This window comes from Sphingobium sp. OAS761 (assembly GCF_024168485.1).
Lineage (GTDB): Bacteria > Pseudomonadota > Alphaproteobacteria > Sphingomonadales > Sphingomonadaceae > Sphingobium.
In genome coordinates, this window is the sequence record NZ_JALJVY010000008.1 from 223,667 (window position 1) to 239,033 (window position 15,367).

Sequence of the window (15,367 nt, forward strand, 5' to 3'; positions counted from 1 at the left end):
CGACGCGCCTGTTCTGAACGGATGAAACGTGCGGGGTGGCTCGTTTCATCCCCGACCTGAACTGGAGACGAGATGGCGTTCGAGCACGACCTGTTGGCAATCCTGCCCCGGCTGCGCCGCTTTGCCGCCAGCCTTTCGCGGGACCGGACCGATGGCGACGATCTTTGCCAGGCGACGCTCGAACGGGCGCTGAAGGCGCGGGATCAGTGGCAGCCGGGAACGCGTCTGGACAGCTGGATGTATCGTATCATGCGAAATTTATGGATAGATGAGGCACGATCCCGCCAGCGTGCGGCCAGGACGTTCGCGCCGGAGGAAGCAGGCGCACAGGTCGGACATGCCGGTGACCGGGACATTGAAGCGCATATGCACTTGTCGGATGTTGAAAGGGCGATGCAGTCGCTGCCGGACGAACAGCGTGAGGCGATAGCGCTCGTGCTGGTGGAAGGCCTGTCCTACAAGGAGGCGGCTGACCTGCTGGACATTCCCATGGGAACCCTGACGTCCCGCCTTGTAAGGGGGCGTGGCGCGCTGATCGAATTGATGGGAGAAGCAGCATGAGCGGGATCGACGAAGCCATGCTGATGGCGCTGGTCGACGGCGAGCTGGACGAGGTCAACCGGCGTCGTGTGGAACGCGCGGTGGCGGCAGACCCCGCGCTCGCTGAACGGCTGGCGACGCATCGTCGCCTCCGCGCCCGATTATCAGGCCATTATGCGCCGGTCGCTGAAGAGGCCGTGCCCAAGCGGTTTCTTGCCCTGCTGGAGCAGGAGAGCACGATGGTGCCAATGCGGCGCCGCGCGCCCGCATGGCGCGGTTGGGCGACAGGCGGGGCGATCGCCGCCAGTCTGGTCCTGGGGCTCGGCATAGGGCGCTTTTCGTCCGGCACGGACGCCGGGCCGATCGGCCTTCACAATGGCAACCTTGTGGCGCAGGGAGCGCTGGCCGATGCGCTGGACACGCAATTGGCGTCGGCGCAGGACGATGCGGCGATCCGTATCGGCCTCAGCTTCCGGCGGAAGGGCGGCGGCTGGTGCCGGAGCTTCGACGGTGTTGTCGCCGGCGTGGCCTGTCGGCAGGGCAAGGATTGGCAAGTGAAGCAGGCGCTGCCGGGGGCGGGCCACCACGCGGCGACATATCGTCGGGCCTCGTCGGCCGACGCGCGAATCATGGACACAGTGGAATCACTGATCGATGGTGCCCCGGTCGACGCGGTTGGCGAGAAGATGGCGCGGAGCTCCGGCTGGCAATGATCGCTCAGAAGCTCAAGGAAAGCCGCCCATAATAATATCCGCCGCTGATGCCGTAGGGCGAATAGGCATTGTACAGGGCGAAACCGGAAGTGCCGCGGTTAACGTCGCTCAGCCTTGTGGGATAAATGTTGAACAGATTGTTCGCGCCGGCCGCCAATTTGACTCCACGCGCCAGAGCATAGTCCAGTTCCAGGTCAAATATGACCTTGGGGTCGATCGTTTCATCCGGATAATAAGTCGTTCCGTTAACGGTAACCGTCCGTGCGGCGACCTGGGTCACTTCGCCATAGCGGGTCGCGCGCACGTTGATCGAGGCGTTGCCCCGCTGCCAGTGTGCATTGGCAATGACCTTGTTGCGCGGAGTCCCTTTCGTAAAATCGCCCTGTCGGGCGCGATCGATCAGGCTGACGCCGATGTTGGCCAGCACATCCGGCACGTCCAGCCGGGTGAATACCGTCCGGTTGATATTTCCGGAAAGGGTCAGGACCAGTCGACCTATCCCGCCGAGGTTGGCGCGATAGGTACCCACAATGTCCAGGCCCCGGGTCCGTGTGGTCGCAGCGTTGGAGAAATAGAAGCCGCTTTGATCGGGCGCCAGACCGGCGGCGGCAAGCAGGTTTCCCAGCCCGTTAGCCCCCCCGGTCAGGACGCCGCTCAGCAGGATGCGGTCCCGGATACGGATTTGATAGGCGTCGACGGTGATATTGAGGCCGGGCGAGGGCGTCAGGATCAGCCCGGCCGAAATATTGGTCGATTTTTCGGGCTTGAGTTGCCGCGCCCCCCACGCGACCGCGACGGGATCATTGACCTGCAAGGCCCTTACCGGCGCCAGCCTTGTCGCCGCCTCGCCGGGGAACAGCACGCCGATCGTGCTGGAAGAGGCATAATATTGCTGCTGAAGAGAGGGCGCCCGGAAGCCGGTGCTGACCGTACCGCGGAGCGCGACGCCGCGCACCGGCTCGGCCCTTGCCTGTCCCTTCCAGGTGTTGGTCGTGCCGAAATCCGAATAATCCTCGTGGCGTCCGGCCAAGGCCAGCTCGAAACCCTGGGCGACCCGTTGTTCCAGGTTGAGATAGGCGGACCAGGCGTGGCGCCTGTAATTCCCGGCCACTGCCGGCGCGAAGCCGGTCACGCCCTGGGCACCCGGGATCCGGGGCATACCCGCGAAAGGCAGTCCTACCGGCGCCCGATAGCCCCCATCGATATAGGAGGCGGGATCGCCTGCCTCAATTTTGTAGCTGTTTTCGCGATATTCAGCGCCCAGAGCGAGCAAAAGCGGGTCGGCAAAGCCCAGGGCAACATCCTTTTGCATATCGAAATTGGTGGTCCACTCCGTCGTGCGGACGGTTCCGACATGGAAACGCGTGGGACTGTCCGGGCCCATCGATACGTTGAGAGAGGCCTCGGAATATCTGCTGCGATTCTGCGCCCATGAGGAGCTGAGATCGAAATGGATGGCCAGCGGCCCCTCGCCACGAATGCCGCCCACAAGCTGCACGTCACTATCGTAAACATGAAAGTGCGGAATATAGCCTTCGGGATATATCTGCTCGATGTTCAACACGCTGGCCGGCGTGCGATAGGTCAGGAAGGCATCCGCATGGCGGCGTGACCATGTGCCATGGCTGTATATGTCGACGGCAGCACCGGTCGGCATGATAGCGTTATAGGTCAGGTTGAGGCCGGTCACCTGCGGCTGGCCCGGCTTGTTGCGCATCCTGTCGGCCGTCGCTTCCCGCGGATCACCGGCCGCGTAAAGGCTGGACGTGATCGGACCGCCGCGAATGGTGCGATCCTGAACATTGGCGTCGATCGCGACATGGACCGCGCCCTGGCCTATGGCGAAGCCCTTGTCGGCCTGAAACCGGCTCTGTTCGCCGCCGCCGTCCCATGTTCCGCCGCTGGATACCGATGCGCCGCCATGGGTGTCGCCCTTGAGAATGATGTTGACGACGCCGGCGATCGCGTCCGACCCATATTGAGCCGAAGCGCCATCGCGCAGCACCTCGACCCGCTCGATCATGTTCGCCGGGATCAGGTCCAGATCGGGGGGCGACTGACCATTTTGGGTGGTGCCGTTGATGAACAGGGTGGCGCTATTGTGCCGTCGCTTGCCGTTTACCAGCACCAATAGCTGATCTCCGGCCAGACCGCGCAGCGACAATGTCTTCACCGCGAAGCTGGCGCCAGCCCCGCTGTTGGATACGGTCATTGATGGAAGGAGCGCGCCGAGAAGATCGCGCAGGGATTGCTTCCCGCTCGCCTCCATGTCCCGGGCCGAAAATATGTCGATCGGCGCCATGCTGTCGGCCACGGTGCGGGTTGTCTGGTGCGTGCCCGTGACGATGATCGGCGTGGATTCCACTATGGGGTCCAGCGCCGGGGCCAAGGTCGCTGAATCGCTCGAAAAGGCGAAGTCCGCTTGCGCGAACTGAAGCGGAGCACCACCATGCCGGGCGATGCTGCCCTTTGGCGGAACGGCCAGGGCGATCACGCCTGCGGCGGCCTGGGTCATTTTCAGATTGGTACCCACCAGCAGGCGGTTGAGCGCTTCCTCGGTCGAAAGCCATCCCAGGATGCGGCGGCTGCGTATGTGGGCCACCTCGTCATACGGGAATAGGATGCGGACTCCCGATTGCGCCGACAATTCGCGCAGCGCGCCGCTGAGCGGCTGCACATGGATGTCGAATTTATGACGCTGCTTGAGCTCGGACGACGGTTGCGGGGCGGCGAAGACGGCGACCGGCATGGCTGCAAGGCAGAGCGCCAGCCACACTCGGGTCAACGCATGATGGACGCGCACGATATGTCCCCCCTGATGGCAGCGATTTGTCCTTTCTTCTTTAGGAAACGAAAGGACGTGACGCACCCGCCATCCCGGGGCTGCAAATGAGTGTCTTTGGTGCGAAGGATCAGGCAGTCGGGTCGGTCTGGAGAAACCAGCGCGCCGTCCCCTGTATACCGATCGCCGTCAGCCGGCCGGTCATAAATGCGCCCGTGTCGATACCGATGCGGTTGTCGCGTATGTCGACATCTTCCGTAATGCTGTGGCCATGGACGATCATGCGGGGGTGGGCGCCCTGATGATCGAGGAAGTCGTGCCGGATCCAGCGCAGATCCTCCCCCCTTTGCTCCGCGATCTTCACCCCCGGCCGGATGCCGGCGTGCACGAACAGATAATCCCCGGTCTCGAAGGTGTCGGGCAGGGCATCGAGAAAGTCGACATGGGATCGGGAGACATTGTTGAGTGCCCAGTCCGCGACCGCCCGGTCGGCCATGCGCTCGAAATCCAGCGGAGGCAGGCCGTAACTCGACAGCGTTTGCGCGCCGCCTGCCTTGCGGAATGTCGGCACCGCGCGAACCTCCCCCCGCGCGACAAGCACAAACAGCTCTTCATGATTGCCCTTGAGGCAGCGGACCTCGTCGCCCGTCGCCATCATGTCGATCATCCGTTCGACGATCCGGCGCGAATTCGGTCCGCGATCGACCAGATCGCCCAGGAACAGGATGGTGGTTTGCATCGATCCGCGCGCCCGGCCGTCCTGGGCGATGCGGTCGAGCAGCGTCTCCATCAGGTCGAGCCGGCCATGCAAGTCCCCGATGGCATAGACGCGGACATCATCACCCACATCGGCGCGGGGCCGGTCGTTCAGCCCATCGTCACGTCGCCACCAGTCGCGCCAACTCGTCATTCCACGGTTGTCGCATTACAGGCGGGGCAGTGTCACCCCTTGCTGCCCCATATATTTGCCGGCTCGGTCGGCATAGCTGACTTCGCACGGCTCGTTGCCCTTGAGGAACAGGAACTGGCACGCGCCTTCATTGGCGTATATTCGTGCAGGGAGGGGGGTTGTGTTGGAGAATTCCAGCGTGACATGTCCTTCCCAGCCTGGTTCCAGCGGCGTGACATTCACGATGATGCCGCAACGGGCGTAGGTCGACTTGCCCAGGCAGATGACGAGCACGTCGCGCGGCACCCGGAAATATTCGACCGTGCGGGCCAGCGCGAAGCTGTTCGGCGGGATGATGCAGCAGTCGGTCTTGCGATCGACGAAGCTGTTGGCGTTGAAATCCTTGGGATCGACCACGGCGCTGTCGATATTGGTGAAAATCTTGAACTCGTCGGCGACGCGGGCGTCATAGCCATAGGAGGACAAGCCGTAGCTGATGCATCCGTCCCGCTTCTGGCTTTCGACGAAGGGTTCGATCATGCCGTGATCCTGCGCCTGCTGGCGGATCCACTTGTCGGAAAGAATGGCCATGTTTCTCAGCTCTTTGCAATGGGACCGATGCCAAGGTCGGCAGGGCCGAAGGCGTGGGGCAGCAGGTCGGCGACGCGATATTCGCTGACGCGGCTCCCCGAAGGCGTTGCGCAATAAATGGCGAGGGTGCGACCAGCCATCTGTTCCGCCTCGTTCATGATTTGCCGGCATCGGCCGCAGGGCGTGACCACTGCCTCGTCCGCCGCGTCCATCGCGCCGCCGGTGACGGCGATCGCGGCGACATCGGCAAAGCGACCCTGGGCGTTCACACTGGCCAGGGCCACTGTCTCGGCGCACAGGGACAGACCATAGCTGGCGTTCTCGAAATTGCAGCCGGTGATAATTGTGCCGTCGATCAGGCGGACGGCCGCGCCCACCGCGAAGCGGCTGTAGGGGGCATGGGCGTGCGTCATGGCGTCGCGGGCGGCGGCGACCAGTTCGTCTACGCCTTTGTCATGCTGCGTCATGGCGCCACCACATCCCATCTTACCGGCCCGTCGACCCCGTCGATATGGCGCATGTCGGTTGCTGTCCACATCACCCAAGGTCGTGTGGCGTAATCGGGCGGGAAGAAATTGCCGTCCAGCCACAAGGTGCGGTTGATACCGGACCCGACGTCGTAAACCTTGTCGAACGCTTCGGTCACATTGAGCAGCACCGGCTTGCCGGCATGCCCTTCGACCAGGTTGATGAGCGTGTTGAGTTCCGACAGGACGAGGTCACGTCCCGGCCGCGCCGGGCAGGCGGGATCGAACGTCAGCCGGATGGCAGGGGGCAGGGCGGCGTTGTCTCTCGGTACGGTCGTCATGAAACGCGTCGCCTGTTCGCTGGCGAGGCGGCACAGGCTATAGTCGAGCATCGCGCCATAGCGCATTCCCGCAGCACGGGCTCCGCGCCAGTTGGCTGCGAAGGCGGCGTCGCGCATATCGGACCCTTGCGCCGCGCGAATATAGGCGAAATCGGTCCCTTGCGCCGCGAGCGTGCCCCAATCGACGGCACCGTCGTCAGCGCTGATGGTGACGCCCTGCGCGGGATATTGATCGCGTGAGGGCGCCCATCCACGGGCATAGAGGAACATCGCCAGCGCGAGCGCCGCGGCTATGGCCAGCACTGCAGCCGCGCGGCCCAGCAAGCCCCCAAAGGTCAAGCGCGCGATCCTACTACCCCTTGATATGCAACACGCAGATCAGTGTGAAAAGCCGGCGTGCTGTATCGAAGTCCACCTCTATCTTGCCCTCCAGCCTTTCCTTCAGCATTTCCGCCGCGTCATTGTGGATCGCCCGTCGCGCCATGTCGACCGTTTCGATCTGTTGAGGCGAGGCATTGCTGATCGCCTGATAATAGCTGTCGCAAATCGCGAAATATTCCCGGATCGGTCGCCGGAACCTGCCCAATCCCAGGATGATCGCTTCCAACGGGTGGTCGTCGTCCCGGTTGATCTCGATCACCAGCCGGCCATCCTCGACGCGCAACAGAACCTTGTAGGGGCCGGCATAGCCGTCGGGATGACTGCGCTGGGGAGCGAAATGATTATCCTCCAGCAGGTCGAAGATCGCGATGCGCCGTTCCTGCTCCACATCGGCGTTCCGCCACAGGATCGTGCGCTCGTCGAGCTTGATATCTATGATGCGCGGATTGGTCATGATGAACCGATCAGTCAGTGCGGCGGCACGTCGGGAAATGCAAGCGTGACTTATCCACAGATGGTTTCCGATCCGGGCCTTGCGCGGGGCGCGCGGGCGGACGAAAGAGGGACCATGGTCGAACTGCTGAAAATCAACGCCACCGAAGCGGGCGGGACGGAATTGCCGCGCAATGTCGAGGCCGAGGCGGCGCTGCTGGGCGCCATCATGATCGACAACCGAATCGCCGAGGATGTACAGCTCAAGCTCAAGGCCGAACATTTTTTCGAGCCGCTGCACGGGCGCATCTACGACGCGATCATGAAATTGCTGGACAAGGACATGGTCGCCAATCCAGTGACGCTAAAGCCCATGCTCGAACAGGATCCGGCACTGCGGGAACTTGGCGGTCCGGCCTATCTGGCGCAGCTGACAGGCAGCGGCGCCGCGCTGATCGGCGCGCGGGACTTCGCCAGCCAGATTTACGACCTTGCCCTGCTGCGCCAGCTCGTCAGTGTCGGACGGGAGCTCGTCGAAAATGCGCTGGACACCAGCGAGGACGTCAATCCTCGCGAGCAGATAGAAGCGGCTGAGGTTGCGCTGTACAAGGTTTCGGAAGGCGAGGGGGAGACCGGTTCGGTCAAGAGCTTCCTGGCGGCCTCAACCATGGCGGTGCAGATCGCCGAGCGTGCGCTCAACAGCGGCGGGCATGTGTCGGGCATCACCACCGGCATCAACAGCCTGAATGCCAAAATCGGCGGCCTGCACAACAGCGACCTAATGATCCTGGCGGGCCGTCCGGGCATGGGCAAGACTTCGCTCGCGACCAACATCGCCTATAATGCTGCTTCGCGCTGGGTGCGCGACAATGCCGACGGCATCGGGCCGGACAAGAATATGGGCGCGAAGACCGCATTCTTCTCCCTGGAAATGTCCGCGGACCAGCTCGCGACGCGCGTGCTGGCCGAGCAGTCGGGTATTTCGGGCGAAGCGTTGCGCATGGGCAAGATCAGCCGCGCCGATTTCCAGAATCTGTCCCGCGCCGCGCGGGAGTTGCAGGAATTGCCGCTGTTCATCGACGATACGCCCGGTCTTACGATTGCAGCGCTGCGTACGCGCGCCCGGCGTCTAAAGCGCCGCCATGACATCGGCTTCATCGTCGTCGATTATCTTCAGCTGCTTCAGGGCACTGGGAGGGGCAACGATAATCGCGTCAACGAAATTTCGGAGATCTCCCGAGGTCTCAAGACATTGGCCAAGGAACTTCATGTGCCCGTGCTCGCGCTGTCGCAGCTCAGCCGAGCGGTCGAGCAGCGCGAGGACAAGCGGCCGCAATTGTCGGACCTGCGCGAGTCGGGATCGATCGAACAGGACGCGGACATGGTCTGGTTCGTGTTCCGGGAGGACTATTACGAGGCTGCCAAGGAGCCCAAGCCCGACGACGAAGGCGCCTACGCAGCGTGGAAGGAAAATATGGAGCGCATCTATGGCCTGGCCGAGGTAATCGTGGCCAAACAGCGTCATGGCTCCACAGGGCGCATCCGTATGCGTTTCGATGCGAAGATAACCCGCTTTTCCGACCTTGCCGACGACAGCTACCAAGACCTGGACTATGAATGACGCGCGGTGATGGCTTGCATGGCGCCCCCGGGATGCCGTTGTGACCTGTGCCATGACGCTGCACGATCGGCGCAGCTTGCTGCGGCTTGGAGGCGCGGCGGTTGCGGCGATGGCCGTCTCGCCACGTCTTTTCGCACGGGAAAAAGCAGCCGAAGCGCTGCGAACACTGACGGACGATGTATCGCCGATCGATCGCGCAGAGCGGGCTGACCGACTGGCGCGCGCGCAGGCGATGATGCAGGCCGCCAGCATCGACGCCTTGCTGGTCGAACCGGGGGCGAGCCTAGTCTATTATTCCGGCGTGCGCTGGCACCGGTCGGAGCGGGTGACCGCCGCCGTCATCACGGCGGACGGTCCGCCGATGGTCATGTGCCCCTTTTTCGAGCGGCCCTCGATCGAGGAGTCGCTTGCGATTCCTGCGGAAATACGGGTTTGGCAGGAGCATGAAAATCCGCATTCCCTGATCGCCGACTATCTCTCGGCCAAAGGCCTGACGCGCGGTCGCATCGGGATTGAGGAAAGCGTCCGCTATTTCGTCGTCGATGGGCTCAACGCCGCGCTTCCGAAAACCAGCCTTATCCTGGACCCGGTTACGCGCGCCATACGGATGCGCAAGACGGCCGCCGAAATCGCCTTGATGCAGAAGGCGGCGGACATCACCGTTGCCGCATATCGCTGGACCGCTCCGCAGATAGGGGCGGGGATGAGCCCTGCCGACATCGGCGCTTTGATGACCGCTGCGACGCGCCAGCTTGGCGGGCGGGCGGAGTTCAACCTCATCCTGCTGGGAGAAGCGGCCGCCTATCCGCACGGGTCGGCCAAGCCGCAAGCCGTGCGCGCGGGGGAAGTCGTGCTGATGGACTGCGGATGCACGGTGGAGGATTATCAATCGGACATCAGCCGCACCTTCGTCTACGGCGCGACGCCGAGCATGCAGCAGCGCAAGGTCTGGAACGAAGTGGCGCAGGGGCAGAAAATCGCGTTTTCCGCTGCGAAGCTGGGCACCCCGGCGGGGACGGTCGACGATGCCGTGCGCGGTTATTATCAGTCGCTGGGCTATGGCCCCGGTTATGCCTTGCCTGGCTTGTCCCATCGAACGGGTCATGGCATCGGCATGGAAGGGCATGAACCGGTCAACCTCGTCCACGGGGAGCAAACGCCTTTGGACGTCGGCATGTGTTTCTCTAACGAACCGGGCCTGTATCTTCCGGGGAGCATGGGCATCAGGACCGAGGATTGCTTCCATATGACGGAGCAGGGGCCGGTCTGGTTCTCGAAACCGCCAGCGGCCATAGACGACCCGATGGGATAGTGACGGCCGCAGGGCAGGCTATCTGGCCGGGTTGGCAATCGGCTTTCGAAGGTGCCCGAGGCGCAGGGTCCGGTCGGGGTGCACAGTATCGCCTGTCAAGATCATGGCCGTCGGGCGTGGCATTTTGGGTAAATGTGACGATCACCGTCAGAATTGTTTTCACGGCTTTATTTCGTCGAACCCAAGTTGCTTCATATTGTCATATCAGGCATATACGCCGCCGCTGCGTTAACGCACGATCTCGTCCTGCTGCGTTCAAGATCATGTGTGGAGGGGATTTGCGCGGACTAGGGCGGGGGTTCCATTGTCAGAAGAAGAGCGGCCTGGCGGCAGGTCGACGATCACTAGCCGACCTGCATGCATTGCACTGGTTGCGGCGCTACTATTGTCCGCGGCAACGGGTTCATTCGCGGCGCAACCTGAAGGAGGGCTTCTTCTTCCGCCTGATCCCTCGCCTTTCTCCAGTCCCGTAACAGACGACCCGCTGTTGACTTTGGCGAGCGAGGTTGGATCGATCGAACCGTTCCGGACCGAAGTGGAATCGGCCGTGCGGACCAACGCGCTGCTGGACGAAGCGCACGCCGGCGAACGCGAGGCGGAAGCGGCGCGAGTCCAGGCCCGATCGGCGCTCTTCCCGACGCTCGACATCAACATCGATGCCAATCGTGCGTTCGCGCGCAATTTTTCCAACGATCCAGGCAACATCATCGAACGGTCGCGTCCGGCGGGACGGACCGACGCCACTGCGTCAGTGCGGCAGCGGTTGCTCGATTTCGGGGCGACATCCAGCCGGATCAACGCGGGAAATGCGCGCGTACAGGCCGCCCGATCGGCGACCGCCGGCTATGGTATCGACGTCGCAACCCGGCTGGCCACAGGATGGTATTCGATCATGGCGCAGCGGCTGCTGCAACAGGCCACGTTGGAGTATGTCGGACGTCAGGGGGAATTGCGAGACGCCGTCGAACGGCGGATCACCCAAGGATTTTCCGCGCGTGGGGACCTTGCGCGCATCGACAGTTCGATCGCATCGGTCAGTACGCGGTTGGCGAATATCCGGCGCAACCTGGCGAGCGCGGAAGCGCAGTATCGTGCCCTGGCAGGCCACGACGCGCCGGCAGACATCCATCGCGTTCCTCTGCCGCCTGTAATCGCGTCGACTCGCGAGGATCTTGAGGCCCTGATCCTGCAATCGCCGCCTGTTCTCAAAGCCGAGGCTGAAGCCCGCGCGGCAAGGCAGGATTCGCGGGCGGCCCGGTCGGAACGCTTGCCCACGATAGCGGCCGGCGTGGATGCCGGTCGATACGGCGTCTTCGAAAATAGCGGAGATTATGAAGTTCGCGGGCGGGTCATCCTGCGCGCGCAACTGGGTGCGGGTATCAACGCCCGGGCAGATCAGGCAACGGCCCGGGCCGACGCCGCCGAAGCCTATGCAGCGCGGGTCCGCCAGGAAACCCTGCGCGACGCGGAAATGGCATGGTCCGAGGTCCATGGTCTTGAGGATCAGCTGGCGGCAGCAAAAAGCGCCTATATCGCCGGACGGAATACGCGGGATGTATATGCCGCGCGCTTCGACACCGCCGGCGGCACGCTGTTCGATCTGCTGAATGCGGAAGACAATTATTTCATATCGATTGCGACCTATGTTCAGACACTGGCCGAACGGGATCTGTCGCGGTTCATCCTGCTTGCAAAGACCGGGAAGCTTTTGAGCGATCTATCGATCCGGGTCGATCCAGAATACGGAATCCAAAACGATGAGTGACGAACCTCTGCTGGCTACGGTCAGGCAACGCTTCGCGCCGTGGCTTGTCGAACCGATGCTGCGCAACCGCAGCATATACGGGAAGGTCGCTGTGGCAGCGACGCTGATCAACCTGTTTGCGCTGGTGTCCTCGCTTTTCACGATGACTGTATATGACCGGATCGTGCCGAACGACGATTCGAGCGCGTCGTTGATCGGGTTGAGCATCGGTCTCGCTTTCGTGCTGATTTTCGATTTTGCGCTTCGGCTTTTGCGAACCTATTTCGTCGATGTAGCCGGCGCGAATATCGATCACGATGTGGGCGAAACGCTGTTCGCACAGTTGCTGGCGTTGCGGCTGGACCAGAGGCGGGGGTCTACCGGCAGCCTGACCGGATTGATGCGCGAACTGGAAACGCTGCGCGACTTCTTCGCATCGGTCACGCTGACCACCTTCATCGACGTTCCCTTCATCATCGTGACCCTGATCGTCATCGCGTTGCTGGGCGGGGTCCTCGTCCTGATGCCGCTGGCCATGATCCCGGTCGTCATCGGCGCCGGCCTGATGGCCACGCCCCGTCTCGACCGCCTGTCGGCGCGCAGTCTGGGCGATGGTCTGATCAAGCAATCGGTGCTGGTGGAAACCATCGGTAGCCTGGAAACGGTGAAGGCGATCGGCGCCGGACCGATGCTCAGCCGTCGCTGGCAGACGGCGCTGGTCAATCATTCGGAAAGTTCGCTCGGCCAGCGGCTGGCGTCGGCGATCCCGATGACCGTCGCCAACAGCGCCTCCACAATCGCCTATTGCGGCATCATCATTATCGGCGTGGGATTGCTGCGCGAGCACAGCATCACCACAGGGACGCTGCTGGCCTGCTCCATCCTTTGCGGTCGCGCGCTCGCGCCGCTGGCGCAGATTGCCCAGCTATTGTCTCGCCTTTCGGCCACGCGCGTCGCCTACAGGCAGATTCGCACGCTGATGGAAACCCCGACGGAAGGTCCGAAGGGGGAGGCGATACGGCCTGCCAAGCTGGAAGGGCGGATAGAGTTGCGCAACGTTGCCTTCCGCTACCCGGGCGCGCCCGAGCGCGCAGTCAACGGTGTGAACCTTCAGGTCGCGGCGGGCGAGCGGATCGGCTTTCTGGGCCGGGTGGGATCCGGCAAGTCTACGCTGGCACGCCTCATTCTCGGGCTTTACGAGCCCGAGGAAGGCGTCGTCATGATCGACGGTATCGATGTGCGCCAATATGATCCCTATGATCTGCGTCGTCTGATCGGCGCGGTGATGCAGGACAATATATTGATGCAGGGCACAGTCCGGCAGAATATCTGTCTGGATCGCGAAGGCATCGACCATGAGGAAATGATCCGCGCCGCGGATATCAGCGGTACGCATCGTTTCATGGGGCAGCTGGCGAACGGTTATGACCTGCGCCTTGCGGACCGGGGCGAGGGCCTGTCCGGCGGGCAGCGCCAGTCCATCTCGATCGCCCGCGCCGTCGCCGGCCGGCCGCCGATCCTGATCTTCGACGAACCGAGCAGTTCAATGGATGCCCAGACCGAAGCGGACCTGATCGGCCGCCTGCAACCGGAAGTCGCAAACCGCACCCTGCTGCTTATTACGCACCGCACGTCGCTGTTGACGATGGTCGACCGCGTTGTCGTGATGGATCAGGGCCGCATCGTCGCCGATGGTCCCCGCGATACCATATTGCAACGCCTCACCCGGGGGAAAGGCGCATGACCGACGACGCGTTGCCGCAGCCTGTGACCTACATCAAGCCGAAGATCTCGGCGAACATCATCCTTTGGCTCGTGCTTGCCTTCATTCTGGTCGGGCTAGCCTGGGCCGCGCTGACGGAAATAGACCGCACCGTACGCGCTACGGGCAGGGTGATCCCAAGCTCTCAACTCCAGGTAATATCAAACCTGGAGGGCGGTGTGATCCAATCCATTCTTGTGCGCACCGGACAGGATGTGAAGCAGGGCACGCCGCTTGTGCAGCTCAGTCCGATCCAGCCGGGCGCCGAACTGGAGGGCAACCGCGCCAGCAGCGACACGCTTGAATTCAAGATCATTCGTCTGGAAGCTGAAATTTCCGGGCGTAGCCCGACATTTCCTGCGCCGCGCAACGCACAGATGGCCAGCCAGATCGAGGTCGAGCGCGGTCTGTACCGTTCGCGCATGGCCGAGCTCGCGAGCCTGGGCAATGTGGCGTCGGCCCGGGTAGCTCAGGCCCAGCGCGCCATCAGCGAGGCGGCAGCCACGCACCAGGCCCGCATTTCCGCGCGCGATACCGCGCGTGCCGATCTCAACATGGTGCGCCCGCTGGTGCAGGAGGGGATAGAGCCGCGTCGGTCGCTGTTGCAGGCCGAGAATGCCTACGCCGTGTCCAGCAGCGAGGCCGACGGCGCCGCCGCCGCCCTGTCGCGTGCACATTCCGTGCTGGCCGAGGCACAGGCCAGCGCGAGCCAGCAGAAACGCGACTGGATCGCCCGCGCGGCGGATGAACTGAGTGCCGCTCGGGCCGACATGTCTGTGCGTCAGGCCGCGATGCCGGCATATGAGTACAAGCTCAAGCGAACGGTCGTCCGCGCGCCGCTGGATGGGCGTGTCAATCGTGTGTTCGTGACGACCGTGGGTGGCAGCGTCCGGCCAGGCGATCCGTTGCTGGAAATGGTAGCCGTCAACGACAGCCTGTTGATCGAAGCCGCGGTTCCGGCGAAGGACATTGCCTCGGTCAAGCTCGGGCAAAAGGCAAAAATCAACATATCGGCCTACGAAAGCGCCATATACGGGTCGATGGAGGGCAATGTGGTCGCCATCTCCCCAGACGCCGTGCTGAACGAGCGGACCGGCGAAAGTCATTATCTGGTTCGGGTGCAGACCAAGACCAATTCGATCACGGACCGCGAGGGAAACAAGCTGCCGATCGGTCCCGGAATGGGCGCCGACGTCAACCTGCTCGGCGACAAACGCACCGTGCTGGCCTATTTCCTCACGCCGATCACCCGACTGGGCGAGCGCGCCTTCCGCGAATGACGGGCAGGGACGGCGGACGTCGTTGAGAGGCGTCGTCGTCCATGCTATCATCATGCATGTTCCGCGAGGAGGATATGGCATGGTCCGTCGCGTTCGCTTTCGTTTTGTCAGCCTGGGATTAATGATCGGCGGCGCATCGACCGGCTGTTCTTCTACGGCCATTTCGCCGGCTGCCGGCGGCGTGGCGCCACCCACACCACCCGTGGCGGTCGCGCCAGTCCCTCCGGCGCATCTTGACGCACCTCCCGGGACCGGTGGCCCGATGCCGCCTCCCGGGAACGCAGAACAGGCCATACGGGATCAGTTCGCCGAGGCGAAAAGGCGGGACAGCATCGAATCCTACGCGTTGTTTGTCGCCCGTTATCCTGATCATCCGCTGGCGGAGGAAGCAAAGCGGCAGATCGCGCGGCTGCGTCGGAAGTCGCCGGCGGCGTGACTGGCGAAGGCGACTATTTTCGTTTCAATGGTTATCGGAAAAATAAGGCAGCCATGCCCGGTTTCCGTTTTTAAGT

At 63.0% G+C, this 15,367-nt stretch carries 13 protein-coding genes; 7 read left to right on the plus strand and 6 right to left on the minus strand.

The features are described from left to right. Positions 1 to 72: 72 nt before the first annotated feature. On the plus strand, positions 73 to 561 hold the full coding sequence (locus tag J3E64_RS12765) for an RNA polymerase sigma factor (protein WP_253343401.1): 489 nt from the start codon (positions 73 to 75) through the stop codon (positions 559 to 561). Further along, positions 558 to 1,253: an anti-sigma factor gene (locus J3E64_RS12770; RefSeq protein ID WP_253343402.1), complete on the plus strand. Its 696-nt coding sequence runs from the start codon at positions 558 to 560 to the stop codon at positions 1,251 to 1,253. The genes J3E64_RS12765 and J3E64_RS12770 overlap by 4 nt, the downstream gene beginning before the upstream one ends. Before the next feature lie 4 nt (positions 1,254 to 1,257). On the opposite strand, the gene J3E64_RS12775 is transcribed toward J3E64_RS12770, so the two are convergent. The 6 genes from J3E64_RS12775 to J3E64_RS12800 form a co-directional block, all read right to left on the minus strand. After that, on the minus strand, positions 1,258 to 4,056 hold the full coding sequence (locus J3E64_RS12775; protein WP_253343403.1) for a TonB-dependent receptor: 2,799 nt from the start codon (positions 4,054 to 4,056) through the stop codon (positions 1,258 to 1,260). A gap of 109 nt (positions 4,057 to 4,165) precedes the next feature. After that, the gene (locus J3E64_RS12780; RefSeq protein ID WP_253343404.1) at positions 4,166 to 4,945 is read right to left on the minus strand and encodes a metallophosphoesterase family protein; all 780 of its coding nucleotides are present in this window, start codon (positions 4,943 to 4,945) and stop codon (positions 4,166 to 4,168) included. A gap of 15 nt (positions 4,946 to 4,960) precedes the next feature. Continuing rightward, positions 4,961 to 5,515, minus strand: a complete 555-nt coding sequence (gene dcd / locus J3E64_RS12785) for a dCTP deaminase (RefSeq protein ID WP_253343405.1) — start codon at positions 5,513 to 5,515, stop codon at positions 4,961 to 4,963. Between the two features lie 5 nt (positions 5,516 to 5,520). Then, on the minus strand, positions 5,521 to 5,982 hold the full coding sequence (locus J3E64_RS12790; protein WP_367398628.1) for a cytidine deaminase: 462 nt from the start codon (positions 5,980 to 5,982) through the stop codon (positions 5,521 to 5,523). After that, positions 5,979 to 6,647 carry a GH25 family lysozyme gene (locus J3E64_RS12795; protein WP_253343437.1) on the minus strand — a complete coding sequence of 223 codons (669 nt, stop codon included), beginning with the start codon at positions 6,645 to 6,647 and terminating at the stop codon, positions 5,979 to 5,981. The genes J3E64_RS12790 and J3E64_RS12795 overlap by 4 nt, the downstream gene beginning before the upstream one ends. A gap of 28 nt (positions 6,648 to 6,675) precedes the next feature. Next, a complete protein-coding gene (locus J3E64_RS12800; protein ID WP_253343407.1) occupies positions 6,676 to 7,158 on the minus strand; it encodes a UPF0262 family protein in 483 nt (160 codons plus the stop codon). A 114-nt stretch (positions 7,159 to 7,272) separates the two neighbouring features. On the opposite strand from J3E64_RS12800, the gene J3E64_RS12805 reads away from it, so the two are divergent. The 5 genes from J3E64_RS12805 (at position 7,273) to J3E64_RS12825 (ending at position 14,855) form a co-directional block, all read left to right on the plus strand. Continuing rightward, positions 7,273 to 8,757 (plus strand): replicative DNA helicase, encoded by a 1,485-nt coding sequence (locus J3E64_RS12805; RefSeq protein WP_253343438.1) that lies wholly within the window; start codon positions 7,273 to 7,275, stop codon positions 8,755 to 8,757. Between the two features lie 52 nt (positions 8,758 to 8,809). Continuing rightward, complete coding sequence (locus J3E64_RS12810) at positions 8,810 to 10,069, plus strand: Xaa-Pro peptidase family protein (protein WP_253343408.1); 1,260 nt, start codon at positions 8,810 to 8,812, stop codon at positions 10,067 to 10,069. A 487-nt stretch (positions 10,070 to 10,556) separates the two neighbouring features. After that, entirely contained in the window at positions 10,557 to 11,834 is a 1,278-nt protein-coding gene (locus tag J3E64_RS12815; protein ID WP_253343409.1) for a TolC family protein, read from the plus strand. Next, positions 11,827 to 13,557 carry an ATP-binding cassette domain-containing protein gene (locus tag J3E64_RS12820; RefSeq protein ID WP_253343410.1) on the plus strand — a complete coding sequence of 577 codons (1,731 nt, stop codon included), beginning with the start codon at positions 11,827 to 11,829 and terminating at the stop codon, positions 13,555 to 13,557. The genes J3E64_RS12815 and J3E64_RS12820 overlap by 8 nt, the downstream gene beginning before the upstream one ends. Further along, a complete protein-coding gene (locus J3E64_RS12825) occupies positions 13,554 to 14,855 on the plus strand; it encodes an HlyD family type I secretion periplasmic adaptor subunit (protein WP_253343411.1) in 1,302 nt (433 codons plus the stop codon). Before J3E64_RS12820 ends, J3E64_RS12825 begins: the two co-directional genes overlap by 4 nt. Positions 14,856 to 15,367: the final 512 nt, after the last annotated feature.